General features: G+C 46.9%; 16 protein-coding genes. 10 read left to right on the forward strand and 6 right to left on the reverse strand.

Features of this window, described 5'->3' with window-relative positions:
- The first annotated feature begins 169 nt into the window (after nucleotides 1-169).
- Complete coding sequence (locus tag OI18_RS21635; protein ID WP_039143960.1) at nucleotides 170-922, forward strand: SDR family NAD(P)-dependent oxidoreductase; 753 nt, start codon at nucleotides 170-172, stop codon at nucleotides 920-922.
- A 33-nt stretch (nucleotides 923-955) separates the two neighbouring features.
- On the opposite strand, the gene OI18_RS21640 is transcribed toward OI18_RS21635, so the two are convergent.
- Complete coding sequence (locus tag OI18_RS21640) at nucleotides 956-1,486, reverse strand: hypothetical protein (RefSeq protein ID WP_152616920.1); 531 nt, start codon at nucleotides 1,484-1,486, stop codon at nucleotides 956-958.
- 136 nt (nucleotides 1,487-1,622) lie between these two features.
- Between OI18_RS21640 and OI18_RS21645 the strand changes: the two genes are divergently transcribed.
- Entirely contained in the window at nucleotides 1,623-2,771 is a 1,149-nt protein-coding gene (locus tag OI18_RS21645; RefSeq protein ID WP_039143988.1) for a Gfo/Idh/MocA family protein, read from the forward strand.
- Here the strand turns inward: OI18_RS21645 and OI18_RS21650 are convergent.
- Both OI18_RS21650 and OI18_RS21655 read right to left on the reverse strand, forming a co-directional pair.
- Nucleotides 2,768-4,213: an alpha-L-fucosidase gene (locus tag OI18_RS21650; RefSeq protein ID WP_082038083.1), complete on the reverse strand. Its 1,446-nt coding sequence runs from the start codon at nucleotides 4,211-4,213 to the stop codon at nucleotides 2,768-2,770. The genes OI18_RS21645 and OI18_RS21650 overlap by 4 nt on opposite strands.
- A gap of 92 nt (nucleotides 4,214-4,305) precedes the next feature.
- The gene (locus OI18_RS21655; RefSeq protein WP_160290275.1) at nucleotides 4,306-5,151 is read right to left on the reverse strand and encodes an AraC family transcriptional regulator; all 846 of its coding nucleotides are present in this window, start codon (nucleotides 5,149-5,151) and stop codon (nucleotides 4,306-4,308) included.
- Between the two features lie 91 nt (nucleotides 5,152-5,242).
- Here OI18_RS21655 and OI18_RS21660 point away from each other — a divergent pair, with 91 nt between their 5' ends.
- The 4 genes from OI18_RS21660 to OI18_RS21675 all read left to right on the forward strand — a co-directional run bounded on the left by OI18_RS21660 (nucleotide 5,243) and on the right by OI18_RS21675 (nucleotide 8,484).
- Nucleotides 5,243-6,019: a hypothetical protein gene (locus tag OI18_RS21660; protein ID WP_039143965.1), complete on the forward strand. Its 777-nt coding sequence runs from the start codon at nucleotides 5,243-5,245 to the stop codon at nucleotides 6,017-6,019.
- 93 nt (nucleotides 6,020-6,112) lie between these two features.
- The gene (locus tag OI18_RS21665) at nucleotides 6,113-7,831 is read left to right on the forward strand and encodes an MltF family protein (protein ID WP_082038084.1); all 1,719 of its coding nucleotides are present in this window, start codon (nucleotides 6,113-6,115) and stop codon (nucleotides 7,829-7,831) included.
- On the forward strand, nucleotides 7,828-8,121 hold the full coding sequence (locus tag OI18_RS21670; RefSeq protein WP_039143967.1) for a type II toxin-antitoxin system HigB family toxin: 294 nt from the start codon (nucleotides 7,828-7,830) through the stop codon (nucleotides 8,119-8,121). The genes OI18_RS21665 and OI18_RS21670 overlap by 4 nt, the downstream gene beginning before the upstream one ends.
- Nucleotides 8,122-8,124: 3 nt before the next feature.
- A complete protein-coding gene (locus OI18_RS21675) occupies nucleotides 8,125-8,484 on the forward strand; it encodes a helix-turn-helix domain-containing protein (protein WP_039143969.1) in 360 nt (119 codons plus the stop codon).
- A 38-nt stretch (nucleotides 8,485-8,522) separates the two neighbouring features.
- Here the strand turns inward: OI18_RS21675 and OI18_RS21680 are convergent, their stop codons facing one another.
- Nucleotides 8,523-8,939, reverse strand: coding sequence for a MarR family winged helix-turn-helix transcriptional regulator (locus tag OI18_RS21680; protein ID WP_039143971.1), 417 nt, complete (start codon nucleotides 8,937-8,939; stop codon nucleotides 8,523-8,525).
- A gap of 89 nt (nucleotides 8,940-9,028) precedes the next feature.
- Here OI18_RS21680 and OI18_RS21685 point away from each other — a divergent pair, with 89 nt between their 5' ends.
- The 4 genes from OI18_RS21685 (at nucleotide 9,029) to OI18_RS21700 (ending at nucleotide 12,657) form a co-directional block, all read left to right on the forward strand.
- Entirely contained in the window at nucleotides 9,029-9,502 is a 474-nt protein-coding gene (locus OI18_RS21685) for a quercetin 2,3-dioxygenase (RefSeq protein ID WP_039143972.1), read from the forward strand.
- A gap of 154 nt (nucleotides 9,503-9,656) precedes the next feature.
- Nucleotides 9,657-10,445, forward strand: coding sequence for a DUF1269 domain-containing protein (locus OI18_RS21690; RefSeq protein WP_039143975.1), 789 nt, complete (start codon nucleotides 9,657-9,659; stop codon nucleotides 10,443-10,445).
- 78 nt (nucleotides 10,446-10,523) lie between these two features.
- The gene (locus OI18_RS21695) at nucleotides 10,524-11,069 is read left to right on the forward strand and encodes a hypothetical protein (RefSeq protein WP_039143977.1); all 546 of its coding nucleotides are present in this window, start codon (nucleotides 10,524-10,526) and stop codon (nucleotides 11,067-11,069) included.
- Nucleotides 11,070-11,118: 49 nt separating this feature from the next.
- Nucleotides 11,119-12,657, forward strand: a complete 1,539-nt coding sequence (locus OI18_RS21700; RefSeq protein ID WP_205410091.1) for an MltF family protein — start codon at nucleotides 11,119-11,121, stop codon at nucleotides 12,655-12,657.
- Here the strand turns inward: OI18_RS21700 and OI18_RS21705 are convergent.
- Nucleotides 12,635-13,111, reverse strand: a complete 477-nt coding sequence (locus OI18_RS21705; RefSeq protein WP_205410092.1) for a DoxX family protein — start codon at nucleotides 13,109-13,111, stop codon at nucleotides 12,635-12,637. The genes OI18_RS21700 and OI18_RS21705 overlap by 23 nt on opposite strands.
- 54 nt (nucleotides 13,112-13,165) lie before the next feature.
- Nucleotides 13,166-13,732, reverse strand: coding sequence for a Crp/Fnr family transcriptional regulator (locus OI18_RS21710; RefSeq protein WP_039143981.1), 567 nt, complete (start codon nucleotides 13,730-13,732; stop codon nucleotides 13,166-13,168).
- Nucleotides 13,733-13,876: the final 144 nt, after the last annotated feature.

Here is a 13,876-nt window from a genome sequence, read left to right on the forward strand (position 1 = left end):
CGGTTTCCAAATATACTTTCGCACCTGGCCTCAACGATGTGTTCCGCTGCTGCTGAAGTTTTCAAGTTGTTGCAAATATATATTTTATTGCAACGACTGATGAAGTGCGGGTTTAATTGGAGTAGCTTACGAAATAGGGATTTAATCTTATCATCAAATATTGCTTACCATGGAACTAAATATAAAAGATAAGGTTGCGATAGTAACGGGCGCATCAAAGGGAATTGGTGCGGGCATTGCCAAAGCATTGGCAGCCGAAGGCGTTAAGGTAACAGTCAATTATTCCAGCAATAAAGAGGATGCTGATCGTGTGGTTTATGAAATCGAATCAAAGGGAGGAAAGGCAATTGCGGTGCAGGCAAACGTTGGAAAACAATCTGACGTTTCCACCCTGTTCAATAAAACTATAGATGCTTTTGGCAAGGTAAATATCATCGTTAACAATGCAGGGATCTTTAAGGCCGGGCCTGTTGAGTCAATAACAGAGGAACAATTTGTACGCGAGTTTAACGTGAATGTTTTCGGGCAGATCCTGATGATCCAGGAAGCGCTTCGCCACTTTCCGAAGGATGGAGGCAATATTGTCAATATAACTTCTGTTTCCGGTGACCGGCCGACTCCTAATTTCGGACTGTATTCTTCAACTAAGGCGGCGGTCAATTCCCTCACCCGGGCAGTTGCGCTGGAACTTGCTGCAAGAAAGATCCGGGTGAATGCGGTTGCTCCCGGAACAACTGAAACCGAGGGAATCCATGCTTTGGGACTCTTTGGCAGCGAGGCCGAAAAAACAACGATTGCATCTATTCCGTTAGGCAGGGTTGGTCAACCGGATGATATTGCAAAAGTGGTAGTATTCCTGGTATCAGATGCGGGCGCATGGATCACTGGTGAAAAAATAGTGGCGGCAGGTGGGTTCTATTAAGCTGTCGGGTAATTTATTTTCCAGTGGAATTTTTCACCAATTGCCTTCTTCCAAATATAAATACGGCCCGCTTGCAGAAGCATACGCAATACCCAGGAGCTTCCTGCCCTGGCTTGATTCTATCTTCCAATAACCGGACAGGCTCATATTTGCGAGCTCGGTGCTCGCCAGGATTTCCTCGTGGTTGGTCTTGCCCGGGCAGTCCTGGTAAAATTCGCGGTAGCGGCCTTCCGTGAAGGTCATGGTGAACCGCTGGGTGTTGTCACTGAAGGTGATATTTCCTTTTTTATACATCAGCTTTTGCGGGTTGCAACCCTGGCGTGGGTCGGTGGGGAAGAACACGGTAAACCATTCCAGGGTTCCGTCGTCGTGAATCACCAATCCATCGGTTGAATAAGAGCCTGGAATTATTGACTCGCCGCCATAGGTCCAGAAACTACTGAGGTCGAAGATGCCGCGGATCCATTTACCGCTGGTTGCCGGGGAGTTGTCAGCAGGTTTATCGTCGTCTTTCCTGCAGGAGAATAACGCCATTAACAGGAACGCAAAAACGGAAGTTCGCATATGCATGAATTTATACTGGTATGACCCGCAGGAGAGTTATAGCGTTCCGGAATTTCGCCGAAATGCTGATTGTAGTGTTTGAATTGTCAGGGAAAGAAGCCGCATTCTCCTTAACTTAATGGATCAATCACTAACCATGAGTTCAAGACGCAAATTCCTGCATAAGCTAACTGCATCGGTGATGGCCATGCCTTTGTTACCGTTGGAGGGTCTCGCGGGAGCGCAACCCGAAAATCCGGCAACAGAGCCGCTCGAAACACAAGTGTCTGAAGCTGAACCTTACCAGGGCCCCATGCTTCGCGTAGCCATCATGGGCCTCGGCGGTTATGGTACCATGGTAGCCGAAGCCATGCGTGCCTGCAAGAAGGCACAACTGGTGGGCGTGGTGAGTGGTACGCCGTCAAAGGTCAGCGCCTGGCAGACTCGCTATCGCATCCCGGTCAAGAACTGCTACAACTACCAGAACTTCGACGAGATGGTTAATAACAAGGACATTGACGCGGTGTACGTGATCACGCCGAACGGCCTGCATAAAGACCATGTGATCAGGGCAGCGAAAGCAGGGAAGCATGTGATCTGCGAAAAGCCGATGGCCATCAACGCGAAAGAAGGCCAGGAAATGATTGACGCTTGTAAGAAAGCCGGTGTGAAATTGCTGGTGGGCTATAGGATCCACTTCGAACCGAAGACGCTTGAAATTATTCGCATGCGCAATGCCGGTGAGTTCGGCAAGGTTATGTTCTTCCAGGGCCTCAGTGGTTTCGTGATCGGCGATCCGAAGCAATGGCGACTGAACAAGCAACTCGCGGGCGGTGGCGCGATGATGGATATCGGCATCTATTCGGTCAATGGTAGCCGTTATATGACCGGTGAGGAACCGGTTTGGGTTACTGCCCAGGAAACAAAGACAGACAAAGTGAAGTTCGCCGAGGGCGTTGATGAAACCATCCAGTTCCAGCTGGGCTTTCCCAGTGGTGCCGTGGCATCCTGCCTGAGCACCTATTCGATGAACTTCCTCGATCGCTTTTTCCTGACAGGAGAGAAGGGCTATGCCGAATTGAATCCTTCAACAGGATATGGCCCGATCCGTGGCCGCACCCACAAAGGTGAACTGAGCTTCCTTCACGTCACCCACCAGACTGTGCAGATGGATGAAATGGCAGAGATCATTCTCAATGGCAAGCAGCCTGTTGTTCCTGTTGATGGTGAAGAAGGATTGAAGGACCTGAAGATCATCGATGCCATTTATTTGGCGGCGAAAACCGGGAAGAAGGTTACGCTTTAATTCAGTTTCAGTTTATACACTACCGCATTTTCTGCCGGGTAATTTTTAACCGGCCTGATTAAGAGGCCATCATTGTTTTGCGTCCATTTAATTTTTTCGTTTGAGCCGAGCAGTTCAACAGTTTCAATCTTCCTGTTCAGGGAGGAAGATCCCAAAGCCCGGATCTTTAGATCCTTCATTGGTACATCAAGCGAGATGGCGTAGAGGAATTCACCTTTAACAGTGAAGCGTATATCTTCTGCTGTAAATGGTTTATCCTTTGCATCACTGAAGGCGCCACCCGCAACCTGCGTAGGGCCTTCACCAAAAATTTTCCATGGCCTGGTTCCATAGATCGCTTCGCCATTTACCTGCAGCCACTTGCCAATACCCAGTAACCGATCCTTTGCTTCTTCGGGAATGCTGCCATCGGGCCGCGGTCCGATATTCAGCAGCAGGCATCCATTCTTGCTGACAATGTCAACCAGGTTATTTACAAGGTATTTAACTGACTTGAAGGAATCTTCAGGAATATAACCCCACGATTTATAGCTTGCTGCATCGTCTGTTTGCCATGGCAGTTTCCGGATATCGGCCAGTTTGCCGCGTTCTATGTCCAGTACTGTCGTTCCCTCCGGGTATGCCTTTTCATACTTATTGTTGATGACCACTCCCTTTCCCCATTCCCTTGCTTTATTATAATAGTATGCAGCAAAACTTTTACGATAAGGCTCAAGCGCGGGTTGCTCGATCCACCAGTCGAACCAGAACAATTGCGGGTGGTACTTGTCTGTTAATTCTGTGCACCTGAGCAGCCAGTCGTTCATGAATTCGGGGCTCATGGTTTCATTTTCTTCATGAGCGGGACCATAAAAATCCTGGAACTCAGGATTGAGGACATCCGATTCAAATTTGCGTCCGCCATTCATGAACCACCAGTGTTCGATGCGGTGGGAAGAAACACCAAATACGAGACCTGCTTTATTTGTTGCCGTTGCAAGTTCGCCAATAATATCCCTTTTTGGTCCCATCACCGAAGCATTCCATTTTGACAAGGCAGTATTGTACATGGCAAATCCATCGTGGTGTTCGGCAACAGGAACTATATATTTAGCCCCTGCGTTTTTGAACAGGGTCAGCCATTCCTCGGCATTGAATTTTTCAGCTTTGAACATGGGAATGAAATCCTTGTAGCCGAATGTTTTATGGTCACCGTATTTTTCACGGTGATGCTTAAAGGCGGCGGAGCCTTGCTGGTACATGCTCCTGGGATACCACTCGTTCTCAAATGCCGGTACTGAATATACTCCCCAGTGGATGAAGATTCCGAATTTGGCATCCTGGAACCAGTCCGGGGTACTATACTGCTTCAGCGATTCCCAGGTAGGTTGAAATACCTGCTGGGCGGTTAATGTTTGAAAGAATATTAGGGAGATGAAAATGATACAAGCCTTGCGTTTCATGATGCGCGGTTATAAGTTGTATGGCTAAAATTAGCAGGTGAGAAATAGTATACCCTATCCTATATTCACCAAGTTCTGTCTTAAATACGCAACTAACCATTCAGCTCATTCATGTAGTTCCTCGGCGACATGCCCTTTATCTTCCTGAAGAACTTGTTGAAATTGGAAAGGCTGTTATACCCGCAATCGTAGGCAAGGCTGGAGACATTTGTTTCTCCTTCGGCAATCAACTTGCAGGCATGGCCGATTCGTACTTCGTTGACAAACTGCACAAAAGTCCTCCTCGTTCGCTCCTTGAAGTACCGGCAAAAAGCATGTTTGTGCATATTGGCAATAGCTGCTGCCTCTTCGAGCTGTATATCACCTGCGAAATTGCTGAAAACAAATTTGAAGACCCTGTCCACCCGGTCGTTGTCTTTAGCATGGTAGGAATTGGTATAACCGTTACTTGCAAGGAATTCTACATTCTCAGCCTGCGTCAGTATTTCGAGAATATTCAGCAAGCTGATGATTTTTGTGATGCCTTCCTGTCCTGGTATGTCAAGCAACAGTTTTGAAATAGCGGTCTTCGTGGTTCCAGAATATTTTATTCCCCTTTTTGCAGCTTTGAAAAGCGTTTCAAATTTGCAGGCTGGCCCGAATTGTGATAAAATGCTGAGTACCCGATCAGGGTCAAAAAATAACGTGATCGATTTTGCATAATCCCTGTCATTATACCAGACGTGAGGCAGGTCGGAACCAAGGAGGGTCAGTTCATCGCTGGTGAAATGTCCCACGCTGTCCCCGATGATCCTTTTCCCTTCACTTTCTAACACATAGTTGATCTGGCACTCCTTATGAAAATGGAACTCCGTGGCAAAATACGGGCCGTCCGTGATCCGGGTACAGAATACCTGGTTCTCTATGTCCTCTAATATTTTAGCAAAAACCGGCTTCATATTAGCAGTTTTTTTGACAGCAATCATGTATATAGCTAATATAAGGTTTTCCCGTTTTTTTTATATTTGAATTTGCAACGCTTATCCTTATATGAAAATAATCCTTGCGGGGTTACTCGCCTCGTTCCTAACCTTTCCTTGTATTGCCTTTAGCCAGGATGCGACTACATTCATTCCCCGGACTTATTGGGGCATATCCCTTACGCCGCACGTATTGGCGAAAACGAAGTTTACTGGCAATACAGCCAAGTACCAGGTCAGCAGTAGTCCACAGTTGGGCGGGGAAGTGTTGATCGATTATCACTACAATTTTGCCAAAGACCTTTCCCTTATTTTTAGTGTTGGCGGTGTAGCGGTCGGATACAATTTTAAATTTTACATTGACAAGGACTATTTTTCGCCTCCCACTGAAGTTGATATCTATGACAGCCATAACACAGCCCGGGATATTAATTTCAATTTGAAGGGACAGGTGGAGCTGCAGAAATATTTTCGGAAGGGTCAAAATAAATCATGGATTATAGCTGCAGGCGGAAGTGTCCTGTATTCACCGCTGAATCATGAAGAGTACAGTTATTCTGTTTACTTTTCCAATTCTGAAATTTACAATTACCTGAACAGGGACCAGGTTCCCAACAATGATGGCAAGCCCTGGTTGAATGTACACCTGTCTGCCGGCCGGCAGTGGGAGTTCCGCAAACGCGATGCGCTTCAATGTAAACTGAAAGCAAACTATTCCCCTGTTAAATTTCTAAAGGGCACTTATGCTTTCGATGTTGGGGCGGAACCGCGGGAGTCTGGAAATTACAGTGTTTCCGGCTCCTATATCGGGTTGTCTTTCTCTTATGTGCGTTCCGGTCGCCGGTAGCGTTGTACCGGTTAAATTGGTAACTTTAAAGGTCTTTTACGACCAAAACCTTCAACCGTAAAATAGTTCGCGCCCGCGCTAAATCAATAAACCATGAACGCGGGATCAAATTTCTTACGCCATCTGCGTAATAGTTTGCTGCCAGCTTTGCTCCTGGCATTTGCCTGTAACGAATCGGGCAGGGGCGGCGATAAAAATGCAGACTCAAATTCCGCTAAGCCTGTCGCCACGCAGACCGCAACACCAGTCGCCAGTCGCGATACTGTAGTCAAACCATCAGACCGCTTTATCGAAGCAATGGAGAGGCAACACAAACTGTATACTTTCGACTTCGACTCTATGTTGAAACGAAGACTTGTCAGGGTGCTGGTGCCTTATAGCCGTACATTGTTCTTCAATGATAAAGGAATTGAGCGGGGCGTTACTGCCGACAATTTCCGCGAGTTCGAGCGGTTCCTCAACCAGAAATATAAAAAGCAACTGGGCCATATCCCATTGACCGTAATTTTTGTGCCGACGCCTCGCGAGTTGCTATTTGAACATGTGGTGAAAGGCGCGGGCGATATAGCAGCGGGAAATCTCACTGCGACTGAAGAAAGGCGGAAGATCGTCGACTTTATGGCGCCGGATGAAATGCGGGTATCGGAACTGGTACTCACGCGGAAGAAGGATGCACCGGTTGTGGATCTCGCGCAACTGTCAGGTAAAACAGTACATGTCCGCAAGTCGTCGAGTTATTACGAAAGCCTGCAGAAACTTAATGCAAGGTTTGCGGCAAAAGGGCTGGAGCCGATTAAGCTGGAGATTGTCTCCGACAACCTCGAAGACGAAGACCTGATGGAAATGCTGAATGCAGGCATTCTTTCGGTGATCGTGGTCGACGATTGGATGGCGAAGATGTGGGCACAGATCCTTCCTTCGATTGTGGTTAATAAAAATATCGCTGTTGACAGCAGCGGTAAAATCGGTTGTGCATTCCGGAAGAGAAGTCCGAAACTGGAAGCCGAATTACATGATTATTATTTCAATTACCAGAAAAAACTCGGCACTATATCTTACCGGATGAAACGGTACCATGGAAAAGTGAAAGAGCTGCAGGATCCAACGAAATCAGGACATGCCAGGCGGTTCGAGGAGATCATGCGCCTGTTCGAGAAGTATGGTAAGAAGTATGAGTTCGACCCGCTGATGCTGGCCGCACTTGGCTTCCAGGAGTCGAGGCTTAACCAGGATGCAAAGAGCCAGGTTGGAGCAGTCGGCGTAATGCAGGTGATGCCCGCGACCGGCAGCTCGATGAAGGTCGGTGATGTACACGTGGTGGAGCCCAATATTCATGCCGGCACGAAGTATATTTCATTGCTGATGACGGAATATTTCCAGGATGCGGACTTTGATGATTTCAACCGGTGCCTTTTCGCGTTCGCCTGTTATAATGCCGGTCCGGGCCGCGTTGCCGGACTCCGAAAGACAGCCGCAGAGCGTGGATTGGATCCAGACATCTGGTTGAATAATGTTGAAGTCATCGCCTCAGAAAAGATCGGCCAGGAAACCACAACTTATGTGCGGAACATCACCAAGTATTATTATTCCTACAAATTGTTACAGGGTATGGATAAACGTCACGATGAGGCCGCGAGGGATGCGAAGGCTTCCACGGACGCAGGTTCGGATGCTTCGGGTATGAAAGGAGGTGGATGGAGGCAAACACGGTCTACGGACCGGGTGATTTCACCTGACATAAACCGGATAAGAGATTATATATTTCCCAAATTGGGAACTATTTGTATATTTGTCGTAAATAAGTTCAGGTGAGAGTTATTGCGAAGAAAGTATTGAGGGACTTTTGGGAAAGGCACTCAGGTTGTGAACAACAGTTAAAAGCCTGGTATCAGGAAGCGAGTGATGCCATATGGAAAGGGCCAAAAGATATTAAACGGGACTATCCCGGAGCGTCGTTTTTGGCGGATAACCGGGTTGTATTTAATATTAAAGGCAATCGTTACCGGCTTATTGTCAGGATCAGTTATTCGTATGGGATGGTATGGATTCGATTTATTGGCACACATGCGGATTATGACAGGATTGACGCCGCAAAAATTTAAGAAATGACAACTATCAAACCTATAAAGACAAAAAAAGATTATGCTGCTGCAATGGCAAGGCTGGAGAAAATATTCGATGCCCGTCCCGGTACTGCCGAAGGCGATGAATTGGAAATTCTTGGGATATTAATTGAAAAGTACGAGGATGAACATTATCCAATCGATTACCCTGATCCGATAGAAGCCATCAAATTCAGAATGGAACAGCTCGGCTACAATCAGAATGATCTGGCTGAAGTTGTAGGATTAAAGAGCAGGGCAAGTGAAATTCTCAATAAGAAGAGAAAGCTGACTTTGGAAATGATCCGTCAATTACATGAAAAGCTTCGTATCCCCACAAGCGTGTTAATCCAGGCTTATTAAATTTAAGGTCAAATTGAAAGTGATTTCGAAGACGGTATCTATTCACTCAATTTCATCAACAACTCCCGGAACTGGCTGTAATCTTTCTTTCCCAATTTCTGCTCCCAGGTTTTTTCGAACTGGTAGTTGATTTCCTGGCCGACTGCTTTCACCTTTTTACCCTTTGCGGTTAGTACAAGCAGCCAGGCGCGCTTATCTGTGGAGTCAGCTTTCTTCTTTACATAACCGGCGTCCTCGAGCTGTGCTACTAGCGCGCTCATGCTTTGCTTGGTGATCTTTGCAATGGCAGCAAGCTCGGTAATCCGACTTCCTTCTTCCCTGGTATGATGGAAGATCCAGCCATGCGAAGGGGAGATGTCAGCAAAACCGCGTTCCTTTAACTGGTCTTCCATATTGAAACGCAATTCATCCCATAAAATCCGCAGGTAAGCGCCGGTATTGACGTACTCATTCATTATTTTCCTGTTTTAGATAAGCTTCATGGTGCAAATATAGTAAGTCTGCCTTACTTTTGTAGTCAGTTAAACTTACTAAATTTAAAGTTATGGAAATGACAGGCTTTTTAAGTAATGGAACACCGGAGAACTCGCGGGCCATTCCCGGTGCATTGTTTCACTTTCTTGCAGGCGGACAACAGACAAACAATGCGTTTTCGCTTATTTATATTGAAGTGCATAAAGGCAATGAACCTCCTGCCCACACGCACCAGCGGGAAGATGAGAGTTACTATATTCTTGAAGGCGCCATCAGGTTCTGGATTGGCGATAAGGTCGTTGACGCCAGGGCCGGTGACTTTATTCACCTGCCAAAAAACATTCCGCACAGGTTTGAAGTGCAGTCTGACTATGTAAAGGAATTGATGTGGATCACGCCATCCGGGCTCGAACAATGGTTCTGGGATAACAGTCTTCCCGCAGCAGATATGCGTCCTCTTCCCATTATGACTGAGCCACCGGCTCCCGAAATGATCGCTCACTTTGTGAAGTCCTTATCAGAGTATGGTGTTGAAATGGTTTAACAAAGATCCTGCTGGTATAATTATCAAGTGGTGCCGGTAACTGGCCAGTCAGTGCCCCGGCAGGCGCAAACTGGTTAAACAAGATGAACTCACGCATGCCCGCGAATGTAAATTGCAGGCCCTCATTGATTTTTTAACTACTAAAACCAATGTTATGGACAATCTGATTGTGTGTGTGTTCAATGATCGCGAAAAAGCGATGGATGCGTGGGACCAGATCAGTGACCTGGAAACGCTCGATGACCTGGTGATCTTCCGCGAAACCATGTTGCAGAAAACGGAAAGGGGAGACCTGAAACTGGTCAGCAACGTGAATAATACAAGCGGCTGGAACATGGTAACGGATATGACCATGGGCACGCTGGTAGGCATGCTGGGCGGACCGCTGGGCATGATCGTCGGTTATGTTGCCGGCACGGCCGTGGGCACCATGGATGAACTGCAGGAAATGGAAGTTTCCGAACAGTTTGCGCTCAACCTGAAAAGCCGGATGAAGAACGGGACCTGTGCTATTATCCTTGAAGCCTACGAGTTCGACCCGATGATCCTGGATTCCTATATGTCGCGTTACGGTGCGTGGATGAACCGCGAGCCCATCCATGAAGTGTATGAACAATACAAACGGGAGCTGGATGCAAAAGAAAACGAAATGATGGCTATCGAGCGGCGCATGAACATGGCTGCCGCCGCATCGGAAAAAGCGGAGATTCGCCGTGAACTCGACGAGGCGAAAATGATGGTGAACGAAGCCCGAACCCGGCTCCGTGACCGGATCGATGTGCTGACGCGTGAGCTGACCCTTAAGACTGAAAAGCTGGGCGAGAAAATGCGGTCCGCCAAATCTGATCTGAAGAAGAAACTGGCCATGGAAAAGGATCATATGGAAAGGGCGGGTCGCCGGCAGAATGAGAAACTGCGCGAACTGCTTGAAACTGCGGTCTAACGGGGCACGAAACCAAAAGGGAGAGAGGGGTTGGATTTCAGGAATTTTGTTTCTATTTTGCCACCTAAACCTTAACTAATGAAAAAGCTGGTTAGTACGCTTTCCCTCTTTGCTTGTGTGGCAATATTCTCCTTTCTCCCCTTTAGCATGACTTCCTGCACCAAGGAAACGACCATTATTGAAAAAGATACAATCGTTGAAAAAGACACCGTTATTGTGAAAGACACTATCGTGAGGGTAGATACGGTGGCACCTGTAAAAGTAAAGGTCAAATTAACCGACTGCAGCTGGAAGATCGACGAGATCAGGTCTGTGCAGAGTAATACCAACTATTATTACAAGCGCGGAGCTAGTTCCGGTAACACTTTCAATTTCGATAATGAGTATATAAAATTCAACATTGATAAAACCGGTGAGTATTTTGCTGACGGGTACACGTATTCGTTGACATGGGACTATTTAGCCAGCGATTCATCACAGGTCCGCTATACTGTCGCTTATCCCAAGCCACTTATTGTGACCTGGGAAAGGATCAAATATTACAAAGACTATATAACCTACTCAGAATATTATACGAAGGAAGGGATGAATACCCTCTCTACAGTTAAGCGCATCCCGAAATAACCCGCCACTGAATAATGGGTAACTTTGAAGCTGGTTAGAAATCCCAGTGATGAATTCGGGAAATATAATTCTTCGAAATTACCTGCTCCTGCTGCTGCTAATTGTTTCATGTAAAGAGGCAGGCAGAAACAAAGCTGATAGCAATACCGGTTCAGCAGTTGTTGATACCGGCCAGGCGGAGAATGCGTCAGAGTACATACTCAAGGATTCGACAACAGGAGTAATCACAGGTCGCTTCATCGAAGCGCTTCGACGTGCACACAGGTTATATGTGGGGGATTTCGATACCATGATGAAACTTCGGGTCATCAGGGTGCTCGTGCCATATAGCCGGACATTATTCTTTAACGACAAAGGATACGAGCGTGGCATTACGGCAGACAATTTTCATGAATTCGAAGGCTTCCTTAACAAAAAGTATGAAAAAGAGCTGGGCAGGATCCCGCTGACGGTCGTCTTTGTACAAACGCCACGCAACCGGCTGTTCGAATACGTGATGCGGGGTGTGGGTGACATTGCTGCAGGCAATCTCACTGCAACGACGGAAAGATTGAAGCAGGTCGATTTCATGGTCCCGGATGACAAGCGTACGTCGGAAATTGTTCTCAACCGGAAGGGAGAACCGGCAATTCCCAATGCAGCCGGGTTGTCTGGTAACACTGTGTATGTACGACGATCGTCGAGTTATTTTTCAAGCCTGAAAAAACTGAATGCAACATTAGCAGCGGAAGGGAAGGCCCCTGTAAACCTGGAGATCATTTCCGATAACCTGGAAGATGAAGACCTGATGGAGATGCTGAATGCCGGCATCATTTCAACGATTGTGGTGGATGACTGGAAGGCAAAGATGTGGGCAAAGATCCTGCCCAAAATCAGGGTAAATGAAACAGCAGCGGTTAGAGCAGGCGCAACTCACGGTGTTGCATACCGGAAGGAGAGTCCTGGTCTCGCCCGCGAACTGGAAGATTATTACCACTACCAGCAGCGCCGCGGTACCATTTCTGATCGCTTGAAACAATATGGCCGGATGGTAGGGGATCTGCAGGATCCGACCAGGCCCGGCAATGTGAATCGTTTCACGCAGGTTATCAGCCTTTTCAGGAAATATGGACAGCAGTATGATTTTGATCCCCTGATGCTGGCGGCGCTTGGGTTCCAGGAATCAAAGCTCGACCATAACCTTAGGAGCCGGACAGGTGAAGTCGGGGTGATGCAGTTGAAACCCGGTACGGGAAAGGCAATGAAGGTAGGTGACATCAGGGCGATTGAACCCAACATTCATGCAGGTACAAAATATATTGCCACCATGATGGAGGAGTATTTCAAGGATGCACATTTTGATGACTTTAACAGGTGTCTTTTTGCATTTGCAAGTTATAATGCGGGGCCCGGGCAAATTGCAGGCTTACGCAAAACAGCTGCTGACCAGGGCCTCGACCCTGATGTGTGGCTCAATAACGTTGAGATCATCGCATCCGAAAAGGTCGGCCAGGAAACCACCACTTACGTCCGAAACATCATCAAATATTACTACGCCTACAAACTGATGAAAAGCAACGCCGCATTTACGCCGATAACTTCCAAATAACGATTGAAGGTTTAATACTGGAGAGATAAACCCAGCCAATAAAGAATGCCTGCAGCGGGATCCTGAACCATAAATAGCCGGGCCCATCGCCGTCATATGTTGCGGTTTGCAGGTTGACATGGTTGATGGCGGCATAAATGTTTGCGGGTAGCAATAACACAAAGAATATGATCAGCAATCTTCCCGTCAGTTTTACGTATCGCGGTAGCAGGAGTCCCACTGCGGCCAGCAGTTCCAAGATCCCGGTGATATAAACCACCATCATCCGGAATGGAATAAAATCCGGCAGCATCATGGCCATTCCTTTGGCAAAGGCAAAATGGGCAAGGCCGGTGGTTACCAGCATGGCTGCCATGGCAACCCTGCCGGAAAAGGCAAATTTATATTCCTTGCTACGGAGCTTCGTGATTATAAGCGTGAGAAAGAACACGCTAAGCAAAATGATTTCCGGCATAATTTCTTTTTTACAAAAGTGGAAAGAACTGCCGGCTAAAACAATGAACCCAGGTTAATAAATCCGCCTGCGGATGCGGCTTAATGCCTGTGGAGTTATGCCAATGTACGAGGCGAGGTATTTCAGCGAAATTTCCTGGATGAGTTTGGGTTGATCTGTGAGTAGTTTAAGATATCGTTCCTCTGCGGTTTCCGTCAGTAGTGAGATCTCGCGCTTCAGTCCTTCGAGATAAAGTCCTTCACTTGCATTTCTTCCTATAATATTTCCAACAGCAGTTCCAGCATAAATCATCTGCAGGTCTTCATAGCTGACCCGCCAGAGGGCGGTCTCGGTAATGGCTTCTATATTATAAACGGATGGTTTCTGCGTCAGGAAAGAGTCGTAGCCACTCACAAACTCATTGGCGAATGAGAATGAAAACGTGACATCCTGTTCGTCTTTCGGAATATAAAAACGGACGATGCCTTTTTCAATAAAAGAGAGATAGTTTTCTGTTTTTCCCATTTTCAGCAGGAGCGATTTTTTGGGAAACTCCTGCCGGATAAGTTTGGAAGAAAACAACTCCCAATCCGCATCGCCGATCGGTGTTATTTTTTCAAAGTATTTGCGGATCTGGTCCATAGCCACAATATTCGTAAATCCTCGATTGTTTATTGTTGTTCGGAGTATACCTTTCGGATTTATTTTATAAATAAGATGATAGCAAACTATATACTTTACATTTCATATAGGATTTTTGGCGGGTACTATCATGCCTTATCCATT

It is taken from the genome of Flavihumibacter solisilvae, assembly GCF_000814475.1.
In the GTDB taxonomy this organism is placed as follows: domain Bacteria; phylum Bacteroidota; class Bacteroidia; order Chitinophagales; family Chitinophagaceae; genus Flavihumibacter; species Flavihumibacter solisilvae.

Bases quoted from the DNA above. Each gene is read 5' to 3' on its own strand.
- OI18_RS21635 (WP_039143960.1), top strand. From the start codon at position 170: ATGGAACTAAATATAAAAGATAAGGTTGCGATAGTAACGGGCGCATCA.
- OI18_RS21640 (WP_152616920.1), bottom strand. From the start codon at position 1,486: ATGCGAACTTCCGTTTTTGCGTTCCTGTTAATGGCGTTATTCTCCTGC.
- OI18_RS21645 (WP_039143988.1), top strand. From the start codon at position 1,623: ATGAGTTCAAGACGCAAATTCCTGCATAAGCTAACTGCATCGGTGATG.
- OI18_RS21650 (WP_082038083.1), bottom strand. From the start codon at position 4,213: ATGAAACGCAAGGCTTGTATCATTTTCATCTCCCTAATATTCTTTCAA.
- OI18_RS21655 (WP_160290275.1), bottom strand. From the start codon at position 5,151: ATGAAGCCGGTTTTTGCTAAAATATTAGAGGACATAGAGAACCAGGTA.
- OI18_RS21660 (WP_039143965.1), top strand. From the start codon at position 5,243: ATGAAAATAATCCTTGCGGGGTTACTCGCCTCGTTCCTAACCTTTCCT.
- OI18_RS21665 (WP_082038084.1), top strand. From the start codon at position 6,113: ATGAACGCGGGATCAAATTTCTTACGCCATCTGCGTAATAGTTTGCTG.
- OI18_RS21675 (WP_039143969.1), top strand. From the start codon at position 8,125: ATGACAACTATCAAACCTATAAAGACAAAAAAAGATTATGCTGCTGCA.
- OI18_RS21680 (WP_039143971.1), bottom strand. From the start codon at position 8,939: ATGAATGAGTACGTCAATACCGGCGCTTACCTGCGGATTTTATGGGAT.
- OI18_RS21685 (WP_039143972.1), top strand. From the start codon at position 9,029: ATGGAAATGACAGGCTTTTTAAGTAATGGAACACCGGAGAACTCGCGG.
- OI18_RS21690 (WP_039143975.1), top strand. From the start codon at position 9,657: ATGGACAATCTGATTGTGTGTGTGTTCAATGATCGCGAAAAAGCGATG.
- OI18_RS21695 (WP_039143977.1), top strand. From the start codon at position 10,524: ATGAAAAAGCTGGTTAGTACGCTTTCCCTCTTTGCTTGTGTGGCAATA.
- OI18_RS21700 (WP_205410091.1), top strand. From the start codon at position 11,119: ATGAATTCGGGAAATATAATTCTTCGAAATTACCTGCTCCTGCTGCTG.
- OI18_RS21705 (WP_205410092.1), bottom strand. From the start codon at position 13,111: ATGCCGGAAATCATTTTGCTTAGCGTGTTCTTTCTCACGCTTATAATC.
- OI18_RS21710 (WP_039143981.1), bottom strand. From the start codon at position 13,732: ATGGACCAGATCCGCAAATACTTTGAAAAAATAACACCGATCGGCGAT.